This is a genomic window from Bacillus sp. GW823-FHT06B01, assembly GCF_058952315.1.
The window spans coordinates 611196-632295 of the sequence record NZ_JBXAHR010000002.1 but is presented as its reverse complement, the minus strand read 5'-3'; the positions used below and the strand labels follow the sequence as shown (position 1 = coordinate 632295).

The following is a 21100-nucleotide window of genomic DNA, read 5'->3' as shown; positions in this document are numbered from 1 at the left end:
TTCACATTCTCTAGTCTACCAAATTCGACAAAATTTGTGAAAGAATACGAAATTTCTTCTTATATGCAAATGAATCTGTTGCATAAATACATACGGGCATTATAATATTGAAAGTAGGATAAGAAAAAAGGGAGCGATAGAACCGTGTCAACAACTTGGATTATTTTATTAGCCGTAATCGTAGCGTTCATCGGCTACACTGTATGGATGTATTTCTATCAGAGAAAATTAATTAAAACACTTTCAGAAGAAGAGTTTCGCGCTGGCTACCGTAAAGCACAGCTTATCGATATTCGCGAAGCAGACGAATATACTGCAGGGCATATTTTAGGCGCACGTAACATTCCGTTATCACAAATTCGCCTTCGTCATAAAGAACTTCGTAAAGATCAACCAGTTTACTTATACTGCCAAAGCGGATTCCGTACTGGTCGTGCGGCTCAATACTTAAAGAAACAAGGCTACAAAGATTTCTACCAATTACAAGGTGGATTCAAAACGTGGACTGGAAAAATTAAAAAGAAATAATAACATACAAAAACTAGCTGAATGATTCAGCTAGTTTTTTCATTCCATATTATTCGCAATGTATAATAAATTTTGTTTAATCACATCTTTGTCATTCTCTTGTGCATTACGATACAAAATCTGATATTCAAGTCCTTTCTCTTTCCATATAAGCGTAGCAAACTCGTCTCCTCGCTCGGAATCATCCTTATTTTTAAAATAAGCGAACGCCCCATTATTCAATTTCATTTGTTCTTGAAATCGCTTCTCTTCCACGAAATCCGGAAAACTATAAGGAAAGTTCGCAACATTTAGCTCAATGTACTCATTTCTCCCCGGCTCCCGCTGTTTATATTTAATCATGACAACAGCCTTCTTCTTTCCAATCGTTCTGACTTCCCCCTTCACATCACTCGTAATGTCATACGGTAAAAACGACGGAACTTTAAATTTCACTGGAAAATATTTTGGAAGCTCCTTCAGCGGAATTGGATCCGTAACACGATCTATAGTTCCTCCTGTTGTTCCCACAAAGTGCTTTTCTTCTTGCATCGTTTGCTGAAACGAACACGAACTAAGCACGAAACTAGAAAACACGAAACAAATGATTCTTTTTTTCAATTTGTTTCCGCCCTTTCATACCGCTCTCTTAACGAACGAAGCGTTTATATGCTCTTCATATTCGCTTCGCTACCAAACTCCACCTTTGAAAACTTTCCACGTTATTCTCACACATTTTGACAAAACTTCTTTTATAGACGCAAAAAAGACCTCTATCATTCTCACGCCCAAATAAAAAGGTTACGCGAATAAAAAGAAGCCTTATTCATACCATAGTTTGTGAAAAGCTTTTCAGGTCAAGATTTTTTCATTCTTATTATTTTCCCTTTATAATAAGTGGAAGAGGTGATACATATGGCCAATATAAAACAAATTGCAAAAACTGCTGGTGTATCCATATCAACTGTTTCCCGCGTTCTTAATAATCACCCTTACGTAAAAGAAGAAAAGCGTAAGCGTGTTCTAGATGCTGTTGAAGAATTGAACTATGCAAAAAATATAAATGCTATTCATTTAATAAAGGGAAAAACATATACAATCGGGGTTATGCTCCCTTTCATTAATCTTCCATACTTCAGTACCATTATTGAAGGAATCGGAAACAAAGCGTTAGCAGCTGGATATCACATTAATTTATGTCAAACAAATTACGATAGCCTCGAAGAGATTCGTGTTCTTGAAATGATGAAAATGAAACAATTCGATGGAATGATTATTTGCTCTCGAACGAGTTCTTGGGAACAAATTGAACCTTTCGCAAAATTTGCCCCTATTATTTCATGTGAAAAGATAAAGCATCCCCTCATTTCATCCGTCTACGTAGATCACTATGAAGGCTTCCGTCTCGGCACTGCCTATTTACTCAGTAAAGGCCATGAAAAAATCGGAATCTGTTTAGCAAGAAAAACGAGTGCAAATTCTATGGAGCGCGAAAAAGCATTTGCTGATACGCTGCATAACGAAGGTAAAACGGTACATCCAGATTGGATTTTTCATCAATGCTATACGATGCAGGATGGTGCAAAAATACTTCATCGCATTTTAAACATGAAAAATCGCCCAACCGCTATTTTTACAGCGAACGATCAAGTTGCAGCTGGTTTATTAACAGAGGCGCGAAAACATGGCATTCGAGTCCCTGAAGAACTTGCTATCCTTGGATTTGATAATCATGAAATTTCAAAGGCGTTAGAAATTTCCACAATTGAACACCCCGGTCTCGCAATGGGCTCACATGCTTTTTCTTTATTCCATAAACAAATCCAAAGCGAGCAAATTGCCGGGAAGGCAGAAGAGCTTTCATTCCATTTAATTGAGCGAGATACTGTCTAAAAAAAGAGCGTTACCTGTAGCGCTCTTTTTCAGCTCTTCACCTATTGACTTTATATTTTCCATCTCATATAATGAACCTAACGAACGGTAGGTAGGGGATGAAAATGACAGCAAACCGCATTAAAGCTGTAGCACTTTCTCATTTCGCACGCTACGGCTATGAAGGAACTTCATTGGCAAATATTGCTCAAGAAGTTGGGATTAAAAAACCATCGATTTACGCACACTTTAAAGGAAAAGAAGAGCTATATTTTATATGTTTAGAATCTGCTCTTCAAAAAGATTTACAGAGCTTCACAGACGATATCGAAAAATTTTCAAATTCGTCTACTGAAGAATTGCTCTTACAGTTACTAAAGGGCTACGCAAAACGATTTGGTGAAAGTGAAGAATCAATGTTTTGGTTACGAACTTCTTATTTTCCGCCTGATGCATTCCGCGTACAAATTATCGAAAAAGCGAATGCACACATTGAAAACGTCGGAAAACTTTTATTCCCTATATTTAAACAGGCAAACGAGCAAAGTGAGCTGCATAACATTGAAGTAGAAGACGCTCTAGAAGCTTTTCTATGCTTACTAGACGGACTTATGGTTGAACTACTATTCGCAGGTTTAAATCGCTTTGAGACTCGTTTAAACGCCTCTTGGCAAGTATTTTGGCGAGGCCTTTCAAACTGACGGATTGCTCCTTTGCAATGCGTCGTTTTTAAGCCCTTTACCTAACGACTGGTAGGAAGGAGAAATGACATATGGCATGGATTTATGTAATCTTAGCTGGTATTATTGAAATCTTTTGGGTAATTGGACTAAAACACGCGGAGGCACCACTTGAATGGGCTGGCGTTGCGTTATTAATTACAATTAGTTTCGTTTTATTATTCAGAGCTTATAAAGATTTACCTGTCGGCACTGTATACGCCGTCTTTACAGGAATTGGAGCTGGTGGGATCGTTCTTACAGAAATTTTCATCTTCGGAGAACCTTTCTCTATTGTAAAAGTTTTATTAATCGGCTTAATCTTCTTCGGCGTAATTGGTTTAAAACGAGTAACAGAAGAAAAAGAAGCGAAGGAGGCCGCATAAAATGGCTTGGGTATTTTTAATTCTAGCTGGTATTTGTGAAATTATTGGTGTACTCTTTATGAAAGTAGCCACTGAAAAGAAAGGCTGGGCACCAAAAGTTATTTTGATCGCTAACTTCGGCGTAAGCTTCTTCTTCTTATCCCTTGCGATGAACACGTTACCGATGGGAACTGCTTACGCGATTTGGACTGGAATCGGAACTGCCGGAAGCGCGCTTCTAGGCATTCTTATTTTCCGCGAATCAGCGGATTGGCGTCGTCTTGCCTTCTTAAGTTGCATTCTATGCGGCGCTGTTGGCTTAAAACTATTAAGCTAACGTGAGGTGAATGTCATGTGGAAAGAAAAAGGGAAGCAACTGTTAGCATGGATTACGCTTGGGACTGTCATTCTACTGCAAATTAGTTTTCATATAATAGAATGGTTGTTTCATAAAATAGTATCCATTCTCACATTCCTTCCTAACATGACACTTGAAATGATATCAATTGTTTGGTCCATCATTGCCTCCATTGCAATCGTCATTATATGGAGTATCGCCAAGCTATGGAATAAATTATTTAAAAAGGACAGTTACTCTGAAAAAGAGTAACTGTCCTTTTTTATATTCATTCAGACTTTCTGTAGAAGTTTGATACGATAAGACAAAGTAGACCAACTATGACAATACTTATACCAACTCCTTTATGTAAATTAGGAAATGGTGATGGTATATCTGAGTAAAAATTTGCTAATATGAGACCGATTGAAAATAGAAATATCCCTATTCTATATAACCATTTTCTTTTATTCATCATTCTCCCCCTAACATTTTTCATACACTCCTTTCTTTTGGACATACTACCTAAAAAAGGAGTGGATAATATGCAAAATTCTATACATAAGCAGATCCTATTTTTATTTTTCCTCTTTCTCATTCTCGTTATCATTTTCAGCTTTATATTACATACTCCAAAAGATGTTGTACCAAACAGCCTCTCTGTTTATAAACTCTTACTTTCATATTGTCGTTATTGAAGAAGGTGCCTTATATAAGGCACCTTTTAAAATTCTCTCTTCTCATACAACTTCACTGAAACGAAGACAGATACTATGAACATGCATATTGAACTAACAAATAACACACTGTTATATAGTTGAATTTGTTCTAGGTTGATTCCAAAGAAAATAGAAGAAATAGCCATAGGTGCTATTAGTATAAAAATCGCAATAAAAATAGTTTTTTTATATGCTAACCAAAACGATATTGGTAAAACAAAGCTTAAATACATTAAAATAAAGCTAATACTAGCAACCATTGTCGTTTCAATAAATCCAAATAGGTTAACCCCATTCTTCATTCCCATCGTGAAACAACCGACCGTTACGCTTATAAAAAGAATAATAATTGCTACTATATATTTCGCATACACAATTTGTTTTCTCAATATTGGTAAACTATTTACTATAACTTCACTCTCATTTTTACTATCTGCTTCAAATGTTTTTACTGTTGCCCCAATTGTAAAAATTACTGACATAATTATGAACAGATTTTCCGTATCTGTTACGGCCATATAAAAGAAAACAGGATACAGTATGTACCAAATTAAAAATTTCCATTGCACGATAAAGTCTTTTATTATAAGTTGCTTCACAATTGCTCCCTCCTTATAAATCACGTTCATTGTACAAATGAATTGAGAAAAACATAGACATAACATATAAAAGAAGGAGTCCTGCTATAAAACAAATATTTACGACTAGACTCATGTTCCAAGCATTCTCTACATCTAACCATACGTTACTTACAATCAATCCACTTAAATACCCAAATGCAATTCCGATGAAAGGAGCAATTTGTTTTGCACTACTATATCCTACTGAAAATTCGATTGGGAGTACAATCATGCTATAAACCAATCCTCCCGTTATTCCGCCAAGAATCTCTCCCCATAGCATAAATACAGTTATATGTTCATTTTGTAACTGAATTAAACCAACTACAAGTGAGAAAATCCCACCTAAAACAACTAAAATACTTACAAATATGTATTTTGCTATGACAATTTCTTTACGCTCAAACGGCAAACTATTTACTATCATCTCACTTTTATTTTTCCCCTCATAACTCATTGACAGTACCATACCAAGAAAAGGTATAGATACACTAATCGTCATAAGGAAACTATCACTACGAAAATCAACAATAGCAAGGAAAAACAAACATATAAGATAAACAAATCCTAACTTTCTTTGCAACACTATATCTTTTAAGACTAATTGCTTGATCATGTTTTACCCTCCTAATATGAAAATGTCCCTTCTATAACTCTGCCTCCTGAAACATTTTCATTGAGAGAAACATTGATATGACTATACTTACTAACACTCCGATACCAAGAAAACTCATTGCTAGTGTAGCCTCTTGAGAGTGGAGTACTTTTAACATAATTATTTCATCACCAAAAATATTGTACATAAGACCAATCATACCCATTAAAGGAAAAATCATAATCACATTCAAGACAGTAATAGCTCTATATCCTCCAATGTAATTAGTAGGTATCGTTACTACACAATAAATCAAAGTTGCTACTATTGCTGAAAATATTGCATATCCAGGAATAACTATATCTCTGTTCAACAAAATATTTCCTAGTATTACGACTATAGAAGTTATGCTCAAACCGGCTATAATAAATAATGTGCTTGAAATATATTTAGCTATAACTATCTCCTTTCTCATTATAGGCAAACTCACTAATACTTTTTCTGTTTTACTTTTCTCGTCATAATAAAAAGAAATATATATAATCGTACTACATGTTATAAATAATCCTATTGCAATCCCCATCGGTTCTACGGAATTTCTAAAAACAGATAAAATAGGTATTAAAAAATAGAAAGGAAACATCTTCTTCTGTAAGACAAACTCCTTCAAAATCAACTGTTGCATATGAATTCTCCTCTCTATAAATCACGCGTTTCATAAATTTTAATTGTAAGAAGCATAGAAGCGATATAAATACTAACTAATGTAATAATTCCAACTATAAACACACCAACATGCATAGGATTCATAATCCACTCAATGAACGAAGGTGCTGTTTCATTCAGCCCATCACTAATAAACATCCAAAAAATTACACCCACTCCCATTGATGCTGCCGATACTATACTTCTTACTACCTTCGATTTTGTACCGTAATAACTAGGGAAAAGTATCACAACAAAAAACAAGGCGTAAATAGCTCCATTTATTACTTCATACCATGGAATTTCAATGTATAGATTAGGATGATAGGCACCGATATCACCAATGACCACAATGCCTCTTATAAGAAAAACAACTAACATCGTAGAGAGCATGCCACCTACAATGAATATTGCACAGGAAATATATCTAGCAATTATGATATCCTTTCTACTTAACGGTAAACTATTCATAATAATTTCACTTGTATTCCGTTCATCTATTACAATTAATATCGTAACTGAGGAAAGAGTTATAAATAAACAACTCATAGGAAACAGCATTCCATCACCGGGTTCAAACAAAAAGAATATAAAGGGTATAGTAAGATACACTGGCCATATCCCCCGAAAAAAGAACAAATCTTTATATACGAGCTGACGCATAAGCACCTCTCCCTTTGGCGGTGTAAACGATGATATCGTCTAATGTAGGCTTTTCTAATACAACCTCATTTCCAAACCAATCGACAATCGCTTGTTTATCCTTCGCTAAACCTTCAAAACCAAATTTATTTTTTCGTAATCCAACAAATAGCTCTTTTCCTTCTCGGTCTAATAAATCGTTACTTCCTTTTACGATTACGTAGTTCTCCATTAAGTCTTCTTTTTCACCAGTAAATATAATTTCTCCATCGTTGATGAACGTAATATAATCTGCGATGCGCTCTAAATCTGTTGTAATGTGTGTTGAGAATAATACAGATACTTCATCTTCCATTACAATTTCTTGCAAAATATCAAGTAATTCACTTCGAACAACTGGATCTAATCCTGCTGTCGGTTCATCCATAATGATAAATTCCGCATGATGTGAAAGTGCGATGGCAATCGCAAATTTCATTTTCATCCCTTTAGATAACTCTTTAATTTTTTTATACTTTGGAACTTGTAATCTTTGCATATACGATTGATACTGCTCTTCGTCCCACTTTTTATATAACGGTGCAATAATACGCTTCATTTGTTCACACGTTAAATCTTCGTAGTAATGATTTTCATCATATACAAATCCGATATTTTGTTTTATTTCCTTCTCGGCTTTCTTATTGTCTTTGCCAAAAATTTTTATATCGCCGCTATCTTTTCTAATTAAATTCATAATCATTTTGATTGTCGTACTTTTCCCGGCTCCATTCGGTCCGACAAATCCCATAATATATCCGCGTGGCAGTGTAAAACTTATATTTTTCACTGCAAAATCTTGATAACTTTTACAAACATTTTTTAGCTCTAACATCTCTTATTCCCCCTCATATAAACACGCAATCATCTGCTGTAAATCTTCAAGTGAAAGCTGCAACGCTTTACTTTCATTCACAATCTCTTCCGCTTTACTTTCCAATAGACGCAGCCTTTGTTCTTTTAGCAGTTCATTATTTTTACGTGAAACATAAGTCCCCTTCCCAGCAACAGTTTCTATATATCCTTCTTTTTCAAGCTCCTCGTACGCACGCTTCGTTGTAATTACACTAATTTGTAATTCCTTCGCTAAGCTACGAATAGACGGTAATTGGTCTCCACCCTTTAAACCACCCTTTAAAATAAGCTGGCTTAATTGTTTTCTTATTTGTACATAAATAGGGTCTTGGGAAGAATTCGAAATAATAATATTCATGTTTTCCTCCAGTGTGTATATACTGTGTATACCTTATATATACAGTATATACACACCATCCTATTTTTGGCAAGAAAAAAAGACCAACATTTTCCTGTTGGTCTTTCGTATATGTATCACTTTTCAAAGCGATCTAACATCTCATCTCTCATTCCGAAACTCACTACCGCAATTCCTACATACATAAACAGAAGGAACGCTGGATGAACTGTGTTGTACCAAGTGCTATCAACAATTAAATAAATCGTTAATGCTACAACAAGAACAAACGCTAAGATAAACATATAAAAGTGTCTTGTACTACCCATAATAAACTCCTCTCTTCTCTCGTCACCATTCAACAGTATATTGTATCGAATAATTCGATATGACTCAAGGTTAACTTTCTGTTATGTAATCAAGTTCCACCTTTACAATGTCCTCACATGCTATTGAAATGATTGTTCCTTGCTTATCAATTGCAGTCACTTCTCTATTATCCATTACACGATGTGCTACTCTTTCTAATACTTTTCCTTGATCTCGATAACAAAATTCTTTTACATCTTTAATCGTTTTTCCGTTTTCTAAATGGTATATCATTCTATAACACCGATATCCCACATTTTCACCCCCAACTTGCTCGTTTTTTCACATATACATAAAAATGAGTCATTCCTATCTCATTGCATCTTCTTAATTTCAATAAAATTCTAACAAAAATAAATACTTTTATCAAACCGACTTTTTCAACAAAATCACCTATGAAACTACTTCTTTACACCATTATGAAACAAAAAATATAAAATTTTAACATTTTCTTCACTAGTTCTGCATAAAGTGAAACTTTAATCAGCCCACAAATCGTGGGACAAATTCTCCATACAAAAAAAGAACCCGCATATAGCGAGTTCTTCCTTTGTTATGCTAATCAAACTTGTACAGGAGCTAGCTTTTCATAACGTAAAACTGGTTTACGAGCAGCCAATGTTTCATCCAAACGTTTAATTACCGTTGTATGTGGCGCTTCTTGTACAACTTCTGGATTTTCTTCTACTTCTTTAGCAATTTGAATCATCTTATCAATGAAACCATCTAATGTTTCTTTTGATTCTGTTTCTGTCGGCTCAATCATAATACATTCTTCCACATTTAATGGGAAGTAAATTGTCGGTGGATGGTAACCGAAATCAAGCAGGCGTTTTGCGATATCTAATGTACGTACACCAAGTTTCTTTTGGCGACGACCTGATAATACAAACTCATGCTTACAATGTCTATCGAACGGAAGATCATAGAATGGTGCTAATCTTCTCATCATATAGTTCGCATTTAATACCGCATACTCCGTTACTGCACGTAGTCCATCTGGACCCATAGAACGAATGTATGTGTATGCACGAACGTTAATTCCGAAGTTACCATAGAATGGTTTTACGCGTCCAATTGCTTCTGGACGATCATAGTTAAAGTGATAGCCATTTTCCGTTTTCTCTAAAATTGGTTTTGGTAAGTACGGAATTAAATCAGCTTTCACACCTACTGGACCCGAACCTGGGCCACCGCCGCCGTGAGGACCTGTAAATGTTTTATGAAGGTTTAAATGCACAACGTCAAATCCCATATCTCCTGGGCGCGCTTGGCTTAATACCGCATTTAAGTTTGCACCATCATAGTATAATTTACCGCCTGCGTTATGGACGATTTCTGCCATTTCTAAAATATTTTCTTCGAATAGACCTAATGTATTAGGATTTGTTAACATAAGTGCTGCTGTTTCTTCGTTTACAACACGTTTTAAATCTTCTAAGTCAACAAGACCATGTTCATTTGATTTTACTGTAATTGTTTCAAAACCAGCTACAGTTGCAGATGCTGGATTCGTTCCGTGAGCAGAGTCAGGAACAATTACTTTCGTACGGTTAAAGTCACCATTTGCTTCATGGTATGCACGAATTAACATTAAACCTGTCCATTCTCCGTGTGCACCCGCTGCTGGTTGCAATGTAACAGTATCCATACCTGTAATCTCAATTAAGTGCTCTTGTAAGTCGTACATTAATTCCATTGCACCTTGTACTGTCTTTTCATCTTGTAATGGATGAATATTTGCAAATCCTGCGAAACGAGCTACATTCTCATTAATTTTCGGATTATATTTCATCGTACAAGATCCAAGTGGATAGAATCCAGAATCTACACCGTGGTTACGGTTTGAAAGTGCTGTATAGTGGCGCATAATGTCAAGTTCAGATACTTCTGGTAGCTCTGCATCTTCTACTCGAATATAATCGCTCTCAAACACATCTTCTAGTTTCACTTCTTCTACATCTAATTTTGGTAGGCTATATCCTATGCGTCCTTCTTTACTCACTTCAAAGATAAGTGCTTGGTCTTGGTTCTTCATTGGATAGCCCCCATTTCGTTTACAAGTGTGTCAATTTCCTCTTTTGTACGAAGCTCAGTTACTGCTACAAGCATATGGTTCTCATGCTCTTTATAATCACGGCCTAGGTCGTAACCGCCGATAATATTCTTTTGTAATAATGCATCGTTTACTTCTTTCACTGGACGCTTGCAATCTACAACAAACTCATTGAAGAATGGTCCAGCAAATGTTACAGTGAAGTCTTTCGCTTCAAATTGACGTTTTGCATATTGTGCTTTAGAAATGTTTTGACGTGCCATTTCTTTCACACCTTGTTTACCAAGTGCCGTCATTGCAACTGATGCTGCTAATGCATTTAACGCTTGGTTTGAACAAATGTTAGACGTCGCTTTATCACGGCGAATATGCTGTTCACGTGCTTGTAACGTTAATACAAATCCACGTTTACCATCTGAATCTACAGTTTGTCCAACAAGACGTCCTGGAATTTTACGCATAAATGCTTTCGTTGTTGCAAAGTAACCACAGTGTGGTCCACCAAACTGCGTTGGAATACCAAATGGTTGTGCATCACCGATTACAACATCAGCACCAAATTTTCCTGGTGGTGTTAATGCGCCTAATGATAATGGATTTGAAGAAACGATAAATAATGATTTTTGTTGATGAACGATTTTTTCAATATCAGCTAATTTTTCAACTTGTCCGAAGAAATTTGGATATTGAACGATTACACAAGCAACTGTATCATCTACTTCACTTTGTAATACGTCTAAATCTGTTACACCATCTTTATGATTAATTTCAACAACTTCAAGATGTTGACCTTTTGCATACGTTTCAAGTACTGCTCTTGATTCTGGATGAACTGCACTAGATACAAGAATTTTCTTTTTGCGAGTATGGCCAGCTGCTAGCATTGCTGCTTCAGCTAAAGCTGTACCTCCGTCGTACATAGAAGAGTTTGCTACATCCATTCCTGTTAATTCACAAATCATTGTTTGGAATTCAAAGATCGCTTGTAATTCCCCTTGTGAAATTTCTGGTTGGTATGGCGTGTAAGCTGTATAAAATTCTGAGCGAGAGATAACGTGATCTACAATTACTGGAGCGTAATGATCGTATACACCTGCTCCTAAGAAAGAAGCGTATTCTTTTAAGTTAGCATTTTTACTAGCCATTTGAGTTAACTCTTTTAAAAGCTCTGGCTCTGATTTTGCTTCTTTAATTTTTAAATCCCCTTTAAAACGAACACTCTCTGGAATATCAGAGAATAACTCATCGACCGTTTGAACGCCGATCGTTTGTAACATTTCTTTTTTGTCTTCTTCTGTCATTGGAAGATAACGATGCAACATGAAATCTACCCCTCTCCCCGTTACTTTGAACGTTTATAAAATGGTGTTGGAACAACTACTGCTTTGACGCGTTTATTACGAATTTCAATTTCTACTTCTGTATCAACTGCTGCGTATTTTACATCAATTAGTGCTAAACCAATGCTTTTCTTTAACGTTGGAGATTGTGTACCACTCGTTACTTCCCCGATTTTTTCTTCTCCAATAAATACAGGGTAATGCGTACGAGGAATTCCACGTTCGATTACTTCGATGCCGACTAATTTACGAGGCGCACCGTTTTCTTTTTGCTCTTTTAACGTTTCTTTTCCAAAGAAGTCTGCTTCTTTATTTGGTTTTACCGCAAAGCCGATGCCAGCTTCAATCGGTGTAATATCTTTTGATAATTCTTGACCATAAAGTGGTAATGTTGCTTCGAAGCGAAGTGTATCGCGAGCACCTAAACCACATGCTTTTAAGCCTTCTTCTGCTCCAACTTCAAGAAGTTTCTCCCAAAGTTTTGCAGCATCTTCACTCTTACAGTAAATTTCAAATCCATCTTCACCTGTGTAACCTGTACGAGATACAAGTGCTGGAATTCCATCTACAAGAATATCGTTTTTAAATTTAAAGAACTTAATTTCTTTCAAATCTTCTGACACAACTTTTTGTAAAATGCCTTCTGCTTTTGGACCTTGAATTGCAAGCTGTGCAACTTCACTAGAAACATTGACTACTGTTGCATCGCCAATTACATGGCTAGCTAACCATTCGTAATCTTTCTCGATATTTGATGCATTGATTACTAATAAATAGTCTTCTTCACCACGTTTGTAGATTAATAAATCATCTACTGTACCACCATTTTCGTAGCACATAGCTGTATATTGTGCGCCTCCTACCTTTAAGGTAGAAACGTCATTTGTAACAACACGTTGTAAAAATGCTAAACTATCTACACCTTTTACCTCAACTTCTCCCATATGAGACACATCGAACAAACCTGCAGCCGTACGTACAGCTTCATGTTCTTCTTTAATGCTTGAAAATTGAACTGGTAATTCCCAACCACCGAAGTCGATTGTTTTTCCACCATACTTCGCGTATACATCAAATAACGGTGTACGTTGTAATGTAATCATGCTCTCTCCCCCTTATGCTTTGACAAATCAATAAAAGTTGCTCGCCATATCTAAACATTTTCACTCTGAAAAGATAGGATATACGGAATCTCATTATATTTTTTTATGAAAGCGTAAATAAAAAATCACTTTCTTGGATAAAATACGAAAGATTCCACACATTTCACACCATTATCCTAACATTATTCGCTATATTTCATCAATATTCTAGCATAAAAAATAATTTAGAATTTTTCATTCTTAATCTTATTAAATACAATTTTCAAAATTTAGCCCTTTATCTTTTCCTATTCTTTAACTTTCAGCAAGTGTAATAGAGCCTTATTACAAGGCTTATATAATAAAGATTTTTTAATAATTACTTTAGTTTATAAAAGGTGGGAGAGTCGTAATGAATGTCGATATTTCCGTAGATCGAACGTGGCAAAACAATTTTTTAAATAGAATTAACGAAGATGGTCCTTGGACAAACTGGGATTTATATCATTTAGCTTATAAAACAGAAAAATCGTTACTTGTTCCTACTTTCGATGGATTACAAGCACCGAAGCATTTATCTCATTTCACACCACTTCCTCATCAATTAGAAGTCGCTCAAAATGTCATTGAACAAATGAATGGTAAAGCGATACTAGCAGATGAAGTGGGACTTGGGAAAACGATTGAAGCTGGGCTTATTTTAAAAGAATATATGGTCCGCGGTCTTGTGAAAAAAGTACTTATACTCGTCCCTGCCTCTCTCGTATCACAATGGGCATACGAATTAAATACAAAGTTTTTTATTCCAGCTGTAGCCCAAAAGAAAAGCTACTCGTGGGAACAAGCCGATGTGATTGTATCATCAATTGATACTGCAAAACGTTCACCGCATCGCGATATCGTTTTGAACCTAGAATATGACCTTATTATTATCGATGAAGCACATAAACTTAAAAATAATAAAACAAAAAACTATGAATTTGCACAACGATTAAAAAAGAAATTTTGTTTATTATTAACCGCTACGCCTGTTCAAAATAAGATCGATGAAATTTTTAACCTTGTATCTTTATTAAAGCCAGGACATTTAGGCAATCAATCCAACTTTGAAGAATATTACGCTTCAAAAAATCGTTCCGCCGAATCTGATGAAGATTTAAAAGCTCTTATTAACAAAGTGATGGTCCGAAATCGACGTCATAATACCGGAATTGATTGGCCAAAAAGACATGTACGTACAATTTTTGTTGAGTTTAATGAAGAAGAGCAAGCTTTGTATAATGGTATTGAAAATTGGCGAGGACAAGATGCCTTCACATCTGCTTTCTCATCGTTAACTTTAAAACGGGAAGCGTGTAGTAGTCGTGAAGCTGTTTACTACTCATTAAAAAAACATGTGGAAAAAAGGCAGAAAGAAAATGAGCATTACATAAAGGACCCACATATTGATGTGCTAATGGACAAAATTAATCATATTCCTTTCAACTCAAAAGCGAATAAAGCTCTTGAGCTTATAAAAGAAATTGACGATAAAGTCATTATCTTCACTGAATATAGAGCTTCACAAATGTATTTACAATGGTTTTTACAACAACACGGTATTTCTTCCGTTCCATTCCGCGGCGGGTTTAAACGCGGGAAGAAAGATTGGATGAAGGAGCTTTTCCAAAACCACGCACAAGTATTAATTGCAACGGAAGCTGGTGGCGAAGGGATTAACTTACAGTTTTGTAGCCATATGATCAATTATGACTTGCCATGGAATCCAATGCGTCTTGAACAAAGAATCGGACGTATTCACCGTCTTGGTCAAAAGAATGATGTTCATATTTATAACTTAGCTACAAAACATACTGTTGAAGAACATATTTTGAAACTGTTATATGAAAAAATCAATTTATTTGAGCGTGTTATCGGCGAGCTTGATGAAATTTTAACGAGAATTAATATGAAAAACATCGACGCGCACATTCAAGAAATATTTGCGCAATCAAAAAGCGAAGGAGAAATCCGAATTAAGATGGAAAACTTAACATCTATTATCGACTTTGCGAAACGAAATGAAGCTGAGGTGCAAGGCTATGCAGCAACATGAAATTCATAATTACTTATACAATTTTTTTGAGGCGAATAACTGTGAAATTTTAGAACGTTCTCCTCATTTATTAGATGTGCAGTTAACAATTGAGATGGATAAATTATTAATGAATCGCCCTTTTTATTGGCACTATCTTGAGAAAACAGGAGGCGTACCGAATCCGATGCGCCTTACTCTTGTTACGAATCCAGAAAATGAAGAAAGCGATGGTGAACTGATTCACTACGGTTCCCCACGCCTTCATCAAATTTTCCAAACGACAAAAGAATTAGGCTCTTACATACGTTTATATGAGGAAGTACGGCATAGCGGAGCGACACATACACCGCTCCATCCGTGGCTCGGTGTAAATATTAAAGTTTCCTATCAATGTGATCGAAAAAAGGACATCCTTCACTCGATTGGTATTCATCTCATTTCTGGCACAATGATTGCAAACTTTCATGAAACATTAACGAAAATTAAACTTACACCGAAAATACCTGACTTTTGTTTTACGCTCTCACCTATCATTAAACCGCAAAGCGGTTTACAACGTATAGAGGACGCTTTAAAAAATATTATTGCAGAAGATGACCATACGTGGGCGAAAGAAGCAAGAGTGCGCTGGAATCATGATTTAGACCTTTTAAATCGTTTTTATGAAGAAAGTGATGAACTTCCCGAAAGCTATGAAATTGAAAAACAAGCACTACAAGAACAATACGAGCCACGTATTACAGTGCAAATTATTAACGGTGGACTTTTTTATGTTACCGCAAATCATTTTCTATCTTAAAAAGCCCCTTCTGTTTTAGAAGGAGCTTTTTTTGAGTTATCCTCTATCGCCATTACGCTCTTGTTGTTTTTGCTTTGTCATACGTTTTTGATGCGCACGATCCTTTGCGCTCACATGATTAGCATCAGTTGGAAGATTTTCTTTTGAACGACCAATTCCATTGCTCATCTTTATCACTCCTTTTTATATCTTTCAAAATACATCCTTATTTTCAGCTAGAGATACAATCCTTATACAAAAAAATAAGAGCAGCCATTGGCTACTCTTACTCACTCACATATTTTTGAAACATATCATGGATGCCTTTATTTACAAGGTTCGAGATCTGCTCGTCAGATTTATTCGGATAACGATCACGCAATCTGATAGATGCCTTCACCATTAAATTTTCTAATACAGAACGGCCACCTTCTCCATAAATAATTTCAGCATACTTAACAAGCCTTCCATCCTCTACTGTTGCTGGATTATGATTGAAGAAAAATTTACTCATTGTCTCCACCTCTCTATTTTGATAACGTTTACATTTATATAGATTATTTATGTTATTTATTTCACAATATTGTATGCATGTATATTTAATTAGTTTCATTATAAAGCAACATATCGATAGTAAATATGTGATTTTCCGTCCATTTTGTGAACAAACCAAAAAATGAAAGCGTTTCCTTTATTATATACTAAAAAAACTTACTACGCTAGGGGCAATTTTTTTAATCTACTAATCCCTCAAAAATTAATATATTTTTTCTTTTCCTATTAAACTTTATACAATTTTCAGAAATTATATTATAAAATATATGTATGACTTAAGGAGGATTTATATGAATCAAAATAAAAAAGCTATATTAGATCTTGTCTTTTATCTCGTAATCCCATTCCTCATTTGGAAATTTGCAAAACCTTATATCGATCCTTATTACGCGATGTTACTTTCCTCTGTTCCGGGGATTATTTATACACTGTATACCTTTAAAAAAGAAAAACAGTTTAACGTAACAGGATTCTTTATTTTAATTACACTCATTTCTAATACAACAGTAGACCTATTATCTGGATCAGCTGAACGAATGTTGTGGAACGATGCGTATTATCACATCGTACTCGGTATTATCGTCATATGTACCATTTTTATAAAAAAACCACTTATGTTATATTTCGCAGCAGATATTGCCGCATTGCAAGGCCATGACCGTGATAAAAGTCGTGAACTGTATCGTGATAGTCGGATCTATCCAGCACTACAATATTTAACGCTATTTTTCGGGCTACAATTTATATTAAAAAGCTTCTTAAAAATTTATTTCATCTCTGTTTTCGGTGTAGATGGCTATGGTGAAATGAGAGCGATTATGACCGCTGTTGGGTGGGGCATTTCCATTTGTATCGGAATAGGATTCGTATGGGTTAACAATAAAATACATGCTGTTACAGAAGAAAAAGAATCTGTACAGTAAATAAAAAATCCCCTAGTAGTATGATGCTACTAGGGGATTTTCATTTTGCTACACATATTACGAAATCGTTAACTTGATTTTTTTCTTTTATCTTTTACGTTTCGATAAAACAAAGCAGCACTAAGCGGCATAACACCAAACCATTTATTCATAAATGGCTCTTTTTCAGCACGACGTTGTTCTTTCTTTTGTTTACGATCTTCTTTTGGAGCATCCATATACGACACAAACTGCTGCGTCACAAAGCGAACATAATCATTAGTAGACATATTATCATCACCTCTACTTGATTAGTATGTCCACTTTTTTATTCATTAATCTTTTCTTTTAACTCATTCATAATCTGTTTTACCGATTTATTCGTCGTATCAATATGTATATGAGCCTCTTCATAATGAGCTCGGCGCGATTCAAATTTTGCCACAAATGCCTCTATATCTTTCTTCTGAAATAGTGGACGTGTCGTATCTTCACGAAGTCTTTCTGCAATTACATGTGGATCACAATATAAATACACGACAGTTCCATTTTCCTTCATCCACTTTCGGTTTTCCTCTCGCTCGATGATTCCACCACCAGTTGTAATAATTACATTACAACTCGGTAGTGAACGTAACATTTCACTTTCATATTCCCGAAAAGCGATTTCGCCTTCTTCGGCAAAAATATCACGAATTGCCTTCTCCTGATTCTCTTCAATTTTTTGGTCTGTATCGACAACATCCATATGAAGTTCTTTACTTAACGCTTTTCCAATTGTTGTTTTCCCAGCTCCCATATAACCGGTTATGTATATAGATTTCATGTTCGTTCCTCTCAATCATTCGTTATTATTTGTTATTATAACGAATGATTCCATTATTTAATAAAAAAACGTTTTGTTCTTCTTATACAATGAAGAACAAAACGTCTCATACACGCCTTTACTTATAAGCGCCTCTTCTCACCCACTGCGTTGCAATCCATTTTTCACCTTTCGTTACAGGTGCCCCTCCATGTAACGTCAGCTCATTTAATGATTGGTCTTGATAAAAATACTCAAAGTATACTGCCATTCCCTTTCTAGGGTGTACAGAAAGATTTAATTTCGGAAAGAACGTTTCTCCGCCTTCTTCTACATCATTTAAATACATGACAAGCGTACTAATACGATTATTAGCAGCTGATCTACTATGTTCTGCAAAATAATCATAATGCGCTTTATACTGTTGATCCACTTCATAATTTAAAATGTGCAATCCTTCTCCATGCGACACAGGAACATTCATGATAGATGAAATTCGTTTTTCAATCTTCGCAGTAAGTTCATTATCGTCCAAAAATGCACCACTACTCGTTCGAATATCATTTACATCACGTGATGAACCAACTTTAGAACGCTTTATTTTACTTTTAGACAATTCAATCAATTCTCCACATTCTTCATCACTTAATACATTTCCTAACACGACAATAAGAGGTTCTTCGAATTTTGAAATAATGTGTATTTCCCTATCTTCTGTCATAATTGCATTTCCTTTATGATCAAAAATAGTTTGTTCCTTATTTTCACCTATTTGATTGTTATTTATCATTTCCCTATTCTCCCTAAAAAAATATGTTTGGATAGCTTGAATATATCATATTCTTTCTACCTTTCTCTTTTTTGAGAAAATTTAAACTTTCAATTGTTTTATTTATCCATTTCCTTTTAAAAAACAACCTATTACAAAATGAGAAATTATGGTTTTCGTCCGTATATTTCACAGACTATCCTTCTATCCAATCGAATATTTTTTCATCCTTTTTTCTATACCAAAAACTTACTTTATACAAAATTTCCTGTTTAATTTTGCACTGCAACGAAACGAGTATATCATCGTTTTCAAAGACGTAATTTCCACTTGCTTCGCCTTTTTCATATTGAAAGAAAAAAGTATCTTCCTTTTCTTTTTGCTGTAAGTCTTTTTTTATATTTGTAATTGATCGATTTAGTAGTTCTTCCAGTACAAACTTTTGCTCTATTTCAATATAAAATTTTTTATCTATAAGCAACATATTCGTTTCGTATACAAAGAACGAAGTTAATAATACAAGAAAAATGATTGTTCCTGGCATCGTAAATCCAGCTTGTTTTCTCATGTATTTATTTCCATTTCGCTATACCTGACAGCTACACCTTCATATATTTTCCCACTCATATCTTTCACATTTATAAAGAGCAAATGAGGTGTTACTTCATACGAAACCATTTCAACATTTTGTAATATAACTTCTCTTCCGCGCATATTCACTTTTCTTATAAGATGATTATTCAATTTTTCATACGTCACTTCATCTCCAGTACGAAGACGGAAGCGCAAAAGATTATCTTTATTTTCAGGGACTATTTTTTCTACAAAAGATACTTCACGAAACTCTAACTGTACTTGTCCTATAAACACATCCCATTCCCAATTATTTAATCCTTTCGATTGTTTGTTTTCTATTCCGATAAAGTTTAAACGTGGCAAGAGTAAAAAGAACAGTGATAACAGAAAAAAACATACGATCATTTCTATTAATGTAAATCCAACTTCTAATTTGTTTTTTCTCCTGCATAAAAGCATTGTTCCGTCATTCTTCCTTTCACATCTTTCCACATAGCACAAACTTCATTTCCTCCCCAATATGTGTAATATACATTTCCATTTATGACTTTTTCTTTCTGTTGTTTCGCCTCATTTTCATACATATATAAAGCTGCTTCCCTTTTTAATAATACAAATGCATTATAACGCATCTGTATATTCTTTCGTTCTTGCATAATTAATACTGTTTGCGGAAGTAGTAAAGATACCGCCATCATTACTATACTTAATGCTACAAGCATCTCAGCCATCACTGACCCTTTTTGACATTTCACGATACGTAAATCTCCCTCTTCCAAGCTGAAATACAACCTCATATTTATAACTTCGATACGAAAGTAAAATTGTACCACCTCTATTAATATTTCCACTCGGATTATATGTCATCGGATTGGGAAAAGTATTCAAATCAATTTGTATATCGCTATCATATTCTCTTTTAATGATAGCAAGATTCGTACTCGATTCCCCTATATAGTACATATGTCTATCTTTATACCATCGTAATGTATAATGTTTTTGACGGTTTATCGCTAATTGTTGCATATACAAAATATCATTTGAAAACTGCCTCAAAAATTGTTCGATTTTCCGTTTTTCATATAACGAATGTACATTGTAATACATGACCATACTTAGCACAGAAATTGCAAAGAGAACGAGTAGCATTTCTAAAAGAGTAAAACCTTTTTGTTTCACAGTTTCCCAGTTGTTACTGTGCCATCATTTGAAATATGAATGGATTCACCATTCGGACACTTATCAGATGTAATATATTTTTCATCCCTTAGCTCTTTTAGCGAAGGAATTTTATTATGTTGTAAATGGTATGCTTGTATTTGCGCTTCTATAGATTTCACATAGGCTTTACATCCTTTTCCTTCGACGGATGAACGCTGTGTAACTACATTCGGAATAATTAATAGTAATAGTACAGTTATAACGACCATAACTAATAACATTTCTAAAAGGGTAAATCCCTCCTCATTTTGCATGTAA

The 21100-nt window shown here is 34.9% G+C and carries 32 protein-coding genes and 1 pseudogene; 10 read left to right on the top strand and 23 right to left on the bottom strand.

Annotated elements, in window-relative coordinates:
• Window positions 1–144: 144 nt before the first annotated feature.
• Window positions 145–528 (top strand): rhodanese-like domain-containing protein, encoded by a 384-nt coding sequence (locus tag AC1Q8N_RS10340; RefSeq protein ID WP_000108656.1) that lies wholly within the window; start codon window positions 145–147, stop codon window positions 526–528.
• Window positions 529–567: 39 nt separating this feature from the next.
• On the opposite strand, the gene AC1Q8N_RS10335 is transcribed toward AC1Q8N_RS10340, so the two are convergent.
• Window positions 568–1104: a DNA polymerase III subunit delta gene (locus AC1Q8N_RS10335; RefSeq protein ID WP_141519961.1), complete on the bottom strand. Its 537-nt coding sequence runs from the start codon at window positions 1102–1104 to the stop codon at window positions 568–570.
• A 318-nt stretch (window positions 1105–1422) separates the two neighbouring features.
• Between AC1Q8N_RS10335 and AC1Q8N_RS10330 the strand changes: the two genes are divergently transcribed.
• The 5 genes from AC1Q8N_RS10330 (at window position 1423) to AC1Q8N_RS10310 (ending at window position 4073) form a co-directional block, all read left to right on the top strand.
• Window positions 1423–2400, top strand: coding sequence for a LacI family DNA-binding transcriptional regulator (locus tag AC1Q8N_RS10330; RefSeq protein WP_098076674.1), 978 nt, complete (start codon window positions 1423–1425; stop codon window positions 2398–2400).
• 98 nt (window positions 2401–2498) lie between these two features.
• Complete coding sequence (locus AC1Q8N_RS10325) at window positions 2499–3080, top strand: TetR/AcrR family transcriptional regulator (protein ID WP_048546415.1); 582 nt, start codon at window positions 2499–2501, stop codon at window positions 3078–3080.
• A 71-nt stretch (window positions 3081–3151) separates the two neighbouring features.
• On the top strand, window positions 3152–3484 hold the full coding sequence (locus tag AC1Q8N_RS10320; protein ID WP_000312348.1) for a DMT family transporter: 333 nt from the start codon (window positions 3152–3154) through the stop codon (window positions 3482–3484).
• A 1-nt stretch (window position 3485) separates the two neighbouring features.
• Window positions 3486–3800, top strand: a complete 315-nt coding sequence (locus tag AC1Q8N_RS10315) for a DMT family transporter (RefSeq protein WP_000312623.1) — start codon at window positions 3486–3488, stop codon at window positions 3798–3800.
• A gap of 15 nt (window positions 3801–3815) precedes the next feature.
• Window positions 3816–4073, top strand: a complete 258-nt coding sequence (locus tag AC1Q8N_RS10310; RefSeq protein WP_098076677.1) for a DUF3975 family protein — start codon at window positions 3816–3818, stop codon at window positions 4071–4073.
• Window positions 4074–4089: 16 nt separating this feature from the next.
• Here the strand turns inward: AC1Q8N_RS10310 and AC1Q8N_RS10305 are convergent, their stop codons facing one another.
• From AC1Q8N_RS10305 to gcvT, 12 genes are all read right to left on the bottom strand, one after another.
• Window positions 4090–4278: a hypothetical protein gene (locus tag AC1Q8N_RS10305; protein ID WP_404519409.1), complete on the bottom strand. Its 189-nt coding sequence runs from the start codon at window positions 4276–4278 to the stop codon at window positions 4090–4092.
• 246 nt (window positions 4279–4524) lie between these two features.
• A complete protein-coding gene (locus tag AC1Q8N_RS10300) occupies window positions 4525–5121 on the bottom strand; it encodes an ABC-2 transporter permease (RefSeq protein ID WP_048546478.1) in 597 nt (198 codons plus the stop codon).
• 10 nt (window positions 5122–5131) lie between these two features.
• Window positions 5132–5755: an ABC-2 transporter permease gene (locus AC1Q8N_RS10295; RefSeq protein WP_404519408.1), complete on the bottom strand. Its 624-nt coding sequence runs from the start codon at window positions 5753–5755 to the stop codon at window positions 5132–5134.
• Between the two features lie 31 nt (window positions 5756–5786).
• Window positions 5787–6419 (bottom strand): ABC-2 transporter permease, encoded by a 633-nt coding sequence (locus AC1Q8N_RS10290; RefSeq protein ID WP_098642275.1) that lies wholly within the window; start codon window positions 6417–6419, stop codon window positions 5787–5789.
• Window positions 6420–6433: 14 nt separating this feature from the next.
• On the bottom strand, window positions 6434–7102 hold the full coding sequence (locus AC1Q8N_RS10285) for an ABC-2 transporter permease (RefSeq protein WP_493521179.1): 669 nt from the start codon (window positions 7100–7102) through the stop codon (window positions 6434–6436).
• Window positions 7083–7955, bottom strand: coding sequence for an ABC transporter ATP-binding protein (locus AC1Q8N_RS10280; protein WP_493521178.1), 873 nt, complete (start codon window positions 7953–7955; stop codon window positions 7083–7085). The genes AC1Q8N_RS10285 and AC1Q8N_RS10280 overlap by 20 nt, the downstream gene beginning before the upstream one ends.
• 3 nt (window positions 7956–7958) lie before the next feature.
• Window positions 7959–8333: a GntR family transcriptional regulator gene (locus AC1Q8N_RS10275; RefSeq protein WP_098076692.1), complete on the bottom strand. Its 375-nt coding sequence runs from the start codon at window positions 8331–8333 to the stop codon at window positions 7959–7961.
• Between the two features lie 116 nt (window positions 8334–8449).
• Window positions 8450–8641, bottom strand: a complete 192-nt coding sequence (locus tag AC1Q8N_RS10270; RefSeq protein WP_000535935.1) for a hypothetical protein — start codon at window positions 8639–8641, stop codon at window positions 8450–8452.
• A 70-nt stretch (window positions 8642–8711) separates the two neighbouring features.
• Window positions 8712–8915 carry a DUF3929 family protein gene (locus AC1Q8N_RS10265; RefSeq protein WP_000639160.1) on the bottom strand — a complete coding sequence of 68 codons (204 nt, stop codon included), beginning with the start codon at window positions 8913–8915 and terminating at the stop codon, window positions 8712–8714.
• Between the two features lie 328 nt (window positions 8916–9243).
• Window positions 9244–10719 carry an aminomethyl-transferring glycine dehydrogenase subunit 2 gene (gcvPB, locus tag AC1Q8N_RS10260; RefSeq protein ID WP_000795689.1) on the bottom strand — a complete coding sequence of 492 codons (1476 nt, stop codon included), beginning with the start codon at window positions 10717–10719 and terminating at the stop codon, window positions 9244–9246.
• A complete protein-coding gene (gene gcvPA, locus AC1Q8N_RS10255; RefSeq protein WP_493521177.1) occupies window positions 10716–12059 on the bottom strand; it encodes an aminomethyl-transferring glycine dehydrogenase subunit 1 in 1344 nt (447 codons plus the stop codon). Before gcvPA ends, gcvPB begins: the two co-directional genes overlap by 4 nt.
• A gap of 20 nt (window positions 12060–12079) precedes the next feature.
• Window positions 12080–13180, bottom strand: coding sequence for a glycine cleavage system aminomethyltransferase GcvT (gene gcvT / locus AC1Q8N_RS10250; protein WP_000631766.1), 1101 nt, complete (start codon window positions 13178–13180; stop codon window positions 12080–12082).
• Between the two features lie 391 nt (window positions 13181–13571).
• Between gcvT and AC1Q8N_RS10245 the strand changes: the two genes are divergently transcribed.
• Window positions 13572–15254, top strand: a complete 1683-nt coding sequence (locus AC1Q8N_RS10245) for a DEAD/DEAH box helicase (RefSeq protein WP_001100048.1) — start codon at window positions 13572–13574, stop codon at window positions 15252–15254.
• Complete coding sequence (locus tag AC1Q8N_RS10240; RefSeq protein WP_048546433.1) at window positions 15241–16035, top strand: YqhG family protein; 795 nt, start codon at window positions 15241–15243, stop codon at window positions 16033–16035. Before AC1Q8N_RS10245 ends, AC1Q8N_RS10240 begins: the two co-directional genes overlap by 14 nt.
• A gap of 36 nt (window positions 16036–16071) precedes the next feature.
• Here the strand turns inward: AC1Q8N_RS10240 and AC1Q8N_RS10235 are convergent, their stop codons facing one another.
• Window positions 16072–16203 carry a hypothetical protein gene (locus tag AC1Q8N_RS10235; protein WP_098068043.1) on the bottom strand — a complete coding sequence of 44 codons (132 nt, stop codon included), beginning with the start codon at window positions 16201–16203 and terminating at the stop codon, window positions 16072–16074.
• A gap of 97 nt (window positions 16204–16300) precedes the next feature.
• A complete protein-coding gene (locus AC1Q8N_RS10230; protein WP_000032702.1) occupies window positions 16301–16528 on the bottom strand; it encodes a hypothetical protein in 228 nt (75 codons plus the stop codon).
• 73 nt (window positions 16529–16601) lie between these two features.
• Here AC1Q8N_RS10230 and AC1Q8N_RS10225 point away from each other — a divergent pair.
• A pseudogene (locus AC1Q8N_RS10225) lies at window positions 16602–16719 on the top strand (GTP pyrophosphokinase).
• 140 nt (window positions 16720–16859) lie between these two features.
• Window positions 16860–17492 carry a VC0807 family protein gene (locus tag AC1Q8N_RS10220; protein ID WP_001073110.1) on the top strand — a complete coding sequence of 211 codons (633 nt, stop codon included), beginning with the start codon at window positions 16860–16862 and terminating at the stop codon, window positions 17490–17492.
• Between the two features lie 68 nt (window positions 17493–17560).
• Here AC1Q8N_RS10220 and AC1Q8N_RS10215 read toward each other — a convergent pair whose 3' ends face one another.
• From AC1Q8N_RS10215 to comGC, 8 genes are all read right to left on the bottom strand, one after another.
• On the bottom strand, window positions 17561–17761 hold the full coding sequence (locus AC1Q8N_RS10215) for a YqzE family protein (protein ID WP_000106080.1): 201 nt from the start codon (window positions 17759–17761) through the stop codon (window positions 17561–17563).
• 38 nt (window positions 17762–17799) lie between these two features.
• On the bottom strand, window positions 17800–18297 hold the full coding sequence (locus tag AC1Q8N_RS10210; RefSeq protein WP_098047940.1) for a shikimate kinase: 498 nt from the start codon (window positions 18295–18297) through the stop codon (window positions 17800–17802).
• 118 nt (window positions 18298–18415) lie between these two features.
• Window positions 18416–19066, bottom strand: a complete 651-nt coding sequence (locus AC1Q8N_RS10205; protein ID WP_048546438.1) for a 2OG-Fe(II) oxygenase — start codon at window positions 19064–19066, stop codon at window positions 18416–18418.
• 175 nt (window positions 19067–19241) lie between these two features.
• On the bottom strand, window positions 19242–19613 hold the full coding sequence (gene comGG, locus AC1Q8N_RS10200; RefSeq protein WP_098076695.1) for a competence type IV pilus minor pilin ComGG: 372 nt from the start codon (window positions 19611–19613) through the stop codon (window positions 19242–19244).
• On the bottom strand, window positions 19610–20080 hold the full coding sequence (comGF, locus tag AC1Q8N_RS10195) for a competence type IV pilus minor pilin ComGF (RefSeq protein WP_098047942.1): 471 nt from the start codon (window positions 20078–20080) through the stop codon (window positions 19610–19612). The genes comGG and comGF overlap by 4 nt, the downstream gene beginning before the upstream one ends.
• The gene (gene comGE / locus AC1Q8N_RS10190) at window positions 20050–20352 is read right to left on the bottom strand and encodes a competence type IV pilus minor pilin ComGE (RefSeq protein WP_098076698.1); all 303 of its coding nucleotides are present in this window, start codon (window positions 20350–20352) and stop codon (window positions 20050–20052) included. The genes comGF and comGE overlap by 31 nt, the downstream gene beginning before the upstream one ends.
• Window positions 20345–20800, bottom strand: a complete 456-nt coding sequence (comGD, locus tag AC1Q8N_RS10185) for a comG operon protein ComGD (RefSeq protein WP_098047944.1) — start codon at window positions 20798–20800, stop codon at window positions 20345–20347. The genes comGE and comGD overlap by 8 nt, the downstream gene beginning before the upstream one ends.
• The gene (gene comGC / locus AC1Q8N_RS10180; RefSeq protein ID WP_048546447.1) at window positions 20797–21096 is read right to left on the bottom strand and encodes a competence type IV pilus major pilin ComGC; all 300 of its coding nucleotides are present in this window, start codon (window positions 21094–21096) and stop codon (window positions 20797–20799) included. The genes comGD and comGC overlap by 4 nt, the downstream gene beginning before the upstream one ends.
• Window positions 21097–21100 lie beyond the last annotated feature (4 nt).

Excerpts from the sequence above, each read along its gene's own strand:
- AC1Q8N_RS10285 (WP_493521179.1), bottom strand. The coding sequence starts at position 7,102 with ATGCGTCAGCTCGTATATAAAGATTTGTTCTTTTTTCGGGGGATATGG.
- comGC (WP_048546447.1), bottom strand. The coding sequence starts at position 21,096 with ATGCAAAATGAGGAGGGATTTACCCTTTTAGAAATGTTATTAGTTATG.
- AC1Q8N_RS10245 (WP_001100048.1), top strand. The coding sequence starts at position 13,572 with ATGAATGTCGATATTTCCGTAGATCGAACGTGGCAAAACAATTTTTTA.
- AC1Q8N_RS10315 (WP_000312623.1), top strand. The coding sequence starts at position 3,486 with ATGGCTTGGGTATTTTTAATTCTAGCTGGTATTTGTGAAATTATTGGT.
- AC1Q8N_RS10310 (WP_098076677.1), top strand. The coding sequence starts at position 3,816 with ATGTGGAAAGAAAAAGGGAAGCAACTGTTAGCATGGATTACGCTTGGG.
- AC1Q8N_RS10235 (WP_098068043.1), bottom strand. The coding sequence starts at position 16,203 with ATGAGCAATGGAATTGGTCGTTCAAAAGAAAATCTTCCAACTGATGCT.
- AC1Q8N_RS10280 (WP_493521178.1), bottom strand. The coding sequence starts at position 7,955 with ATGTTAGAGCTAAAAAATGTTTGTAAAAGTTATCAAGATTTTGCAGTG.
- AC1Q8N_RS10210 (WP_098047940.1), bottom strand. The coding sequence starts at position 18,297 with ATGAAATCTATATACATAACCGGTTATATGGGAGCTGGGAAAACAACA.
- comGE (WP_098076698.1), bottom strand. The coding sequence starts at position 20,352 with ATGGCTGAGATGCTTGTAGCATTAAGTATAGTAATGATGGCGGTATCT.
- AC1Q8N_RS10230 (WP_000032702.1), bottom strand. The coding sequence starts at position 16,528 with ATGAGTAAATTTTTCTTCAATCATAATCCAGCAACAGTAGAGGATGGA.
- comGF (WP_098047942.1), bottom strand. The coding sequence starts at position 20,080 with ATGCTTTTATGCAGGAGAAAAAACAAATTAGAAGTTGGATTTACATTA.
- AC1Q8N_RS10215 (WP_000106080.1), bottom strand. The coding sequence starts at position 17,761 with ATGTCTACTAATGATTATGTTCGCTTTGTGACGCAGCAGTTTGTGTCG.
- gcvPB (WP_000795689.1), bottom strand. The coding sequence starts at position 10,719 with ATGAAGAACCAAGACCAAGCACTTATCTTTGAAGTGAGTAAAGAAGGA.
- AC1Q8N_RS10265 (WP_000639160.1), bottom strand. The coding sequence starts at position 8,915 with ATGATATACCATTTAGAAAACGGAAAAACGATTAAAGATGTAAAAGAA.
- comGG (WP_098076695.1), bottom strand. The coding sequence starts at position 19,613 with ATGAGAAAACAAGCTGGATTTACGATGCCAGGAACAATCATTTTTCTT.
- AC1Q8N_RS10295 (WP_404519408.1), bottom strand. The coding sequence starts at position 5,755 with ATGATCAAGCAATTAGTCTTAAAAGATATAGTGTTGCAAAGAAAGTTA.
- AC1Q8N_RS10305 (WP_404519409.1), bottom strand. The coding sequence starts at position 4,278 with ATGATGAATAAAAGAAAATGGTTATATAGAATAGGGATATTTCTATTT.
- gcvT (WP_000631766.1), bottom strand. The coding sequence starts at position 13,180 with ATGATTACATTACAACGTACACCGTTATTTGATGTATACGCGAAGTAT.
- AC1Q8N_RS10290 (WP_098642275.1), bottom strand. The coding sequence starts at position 6,419 with ATGCAACAGTTGATTTTGAAGGAGTTTGTCTTACAGAAGAAGATGTTT.
- AC1Q8N_RS10240 (WP_048546433.1), top strand. The coding sequence starts at position 15,241 with ATGCAGCAACATGAAATTCATAATTACTTATACAATTTTTTTGAGGCG.
- AC1Q8N_RS10275 (WP_098076692.1), bottom strand. The coding sequence starts at position 8,333 with ATGAATATTATTATTTCGAATTCTTCCCAAGACCCTATTTATGTACAA.
- gcvPA (WP_493521177.1), bottom strand. The coding sequence starts at position 12,059 with ATGTTGCATCGTTATCTTCCAATGACAGAAGAAGACAAAAAAGAAATG.
- AC1Q8N_RS10270 (WP_000535935.1), bottom strand. The coding sequence starts at position 8,641 with ATGGGTAGTACAAGACACTTTTATATGTTTATCTTAGCGTTTGTTCTT.
- AC1Q8N_RS10205 (WP_048546438.1), bottom strand. The coding sequence starts at position 19,066 with ATGATAAATAACAATCAAATAGGTGAAAATAAGGAACAAACTATTTTT.
- AC1Q8N_RS10330 (WP_098076674.1), top strand. The coding sequence starts at position 1,423 with ATGGCCAATATAAAACAAATTGCAAAAACTGCTGGTGTATCCATATCA.
- AC1Q8N_RS10320 (WP_000312348.1), top strand. The coding sequence starts at position 3,152 with ATGGCATGGATTTATGTAATCTTAGCTGGTATTATTGAAATCTTTTGG.
- AC1Q8N_RS10220 (WP_001073110.1), top strand. The coding sequence starts at position 16,860 with ATGAATCAAAATAAAAAAGCTATATTAGATCTTGTCTTTTATCTCGTA.
- AC1Q8N_RS10325 (WP_048546415.1), top strand. The coding sequence starts at position 2,499 with ATGAAAATGACAGCAAACCGCATTAAAGCTGTAGCACTTTCTCATTTC.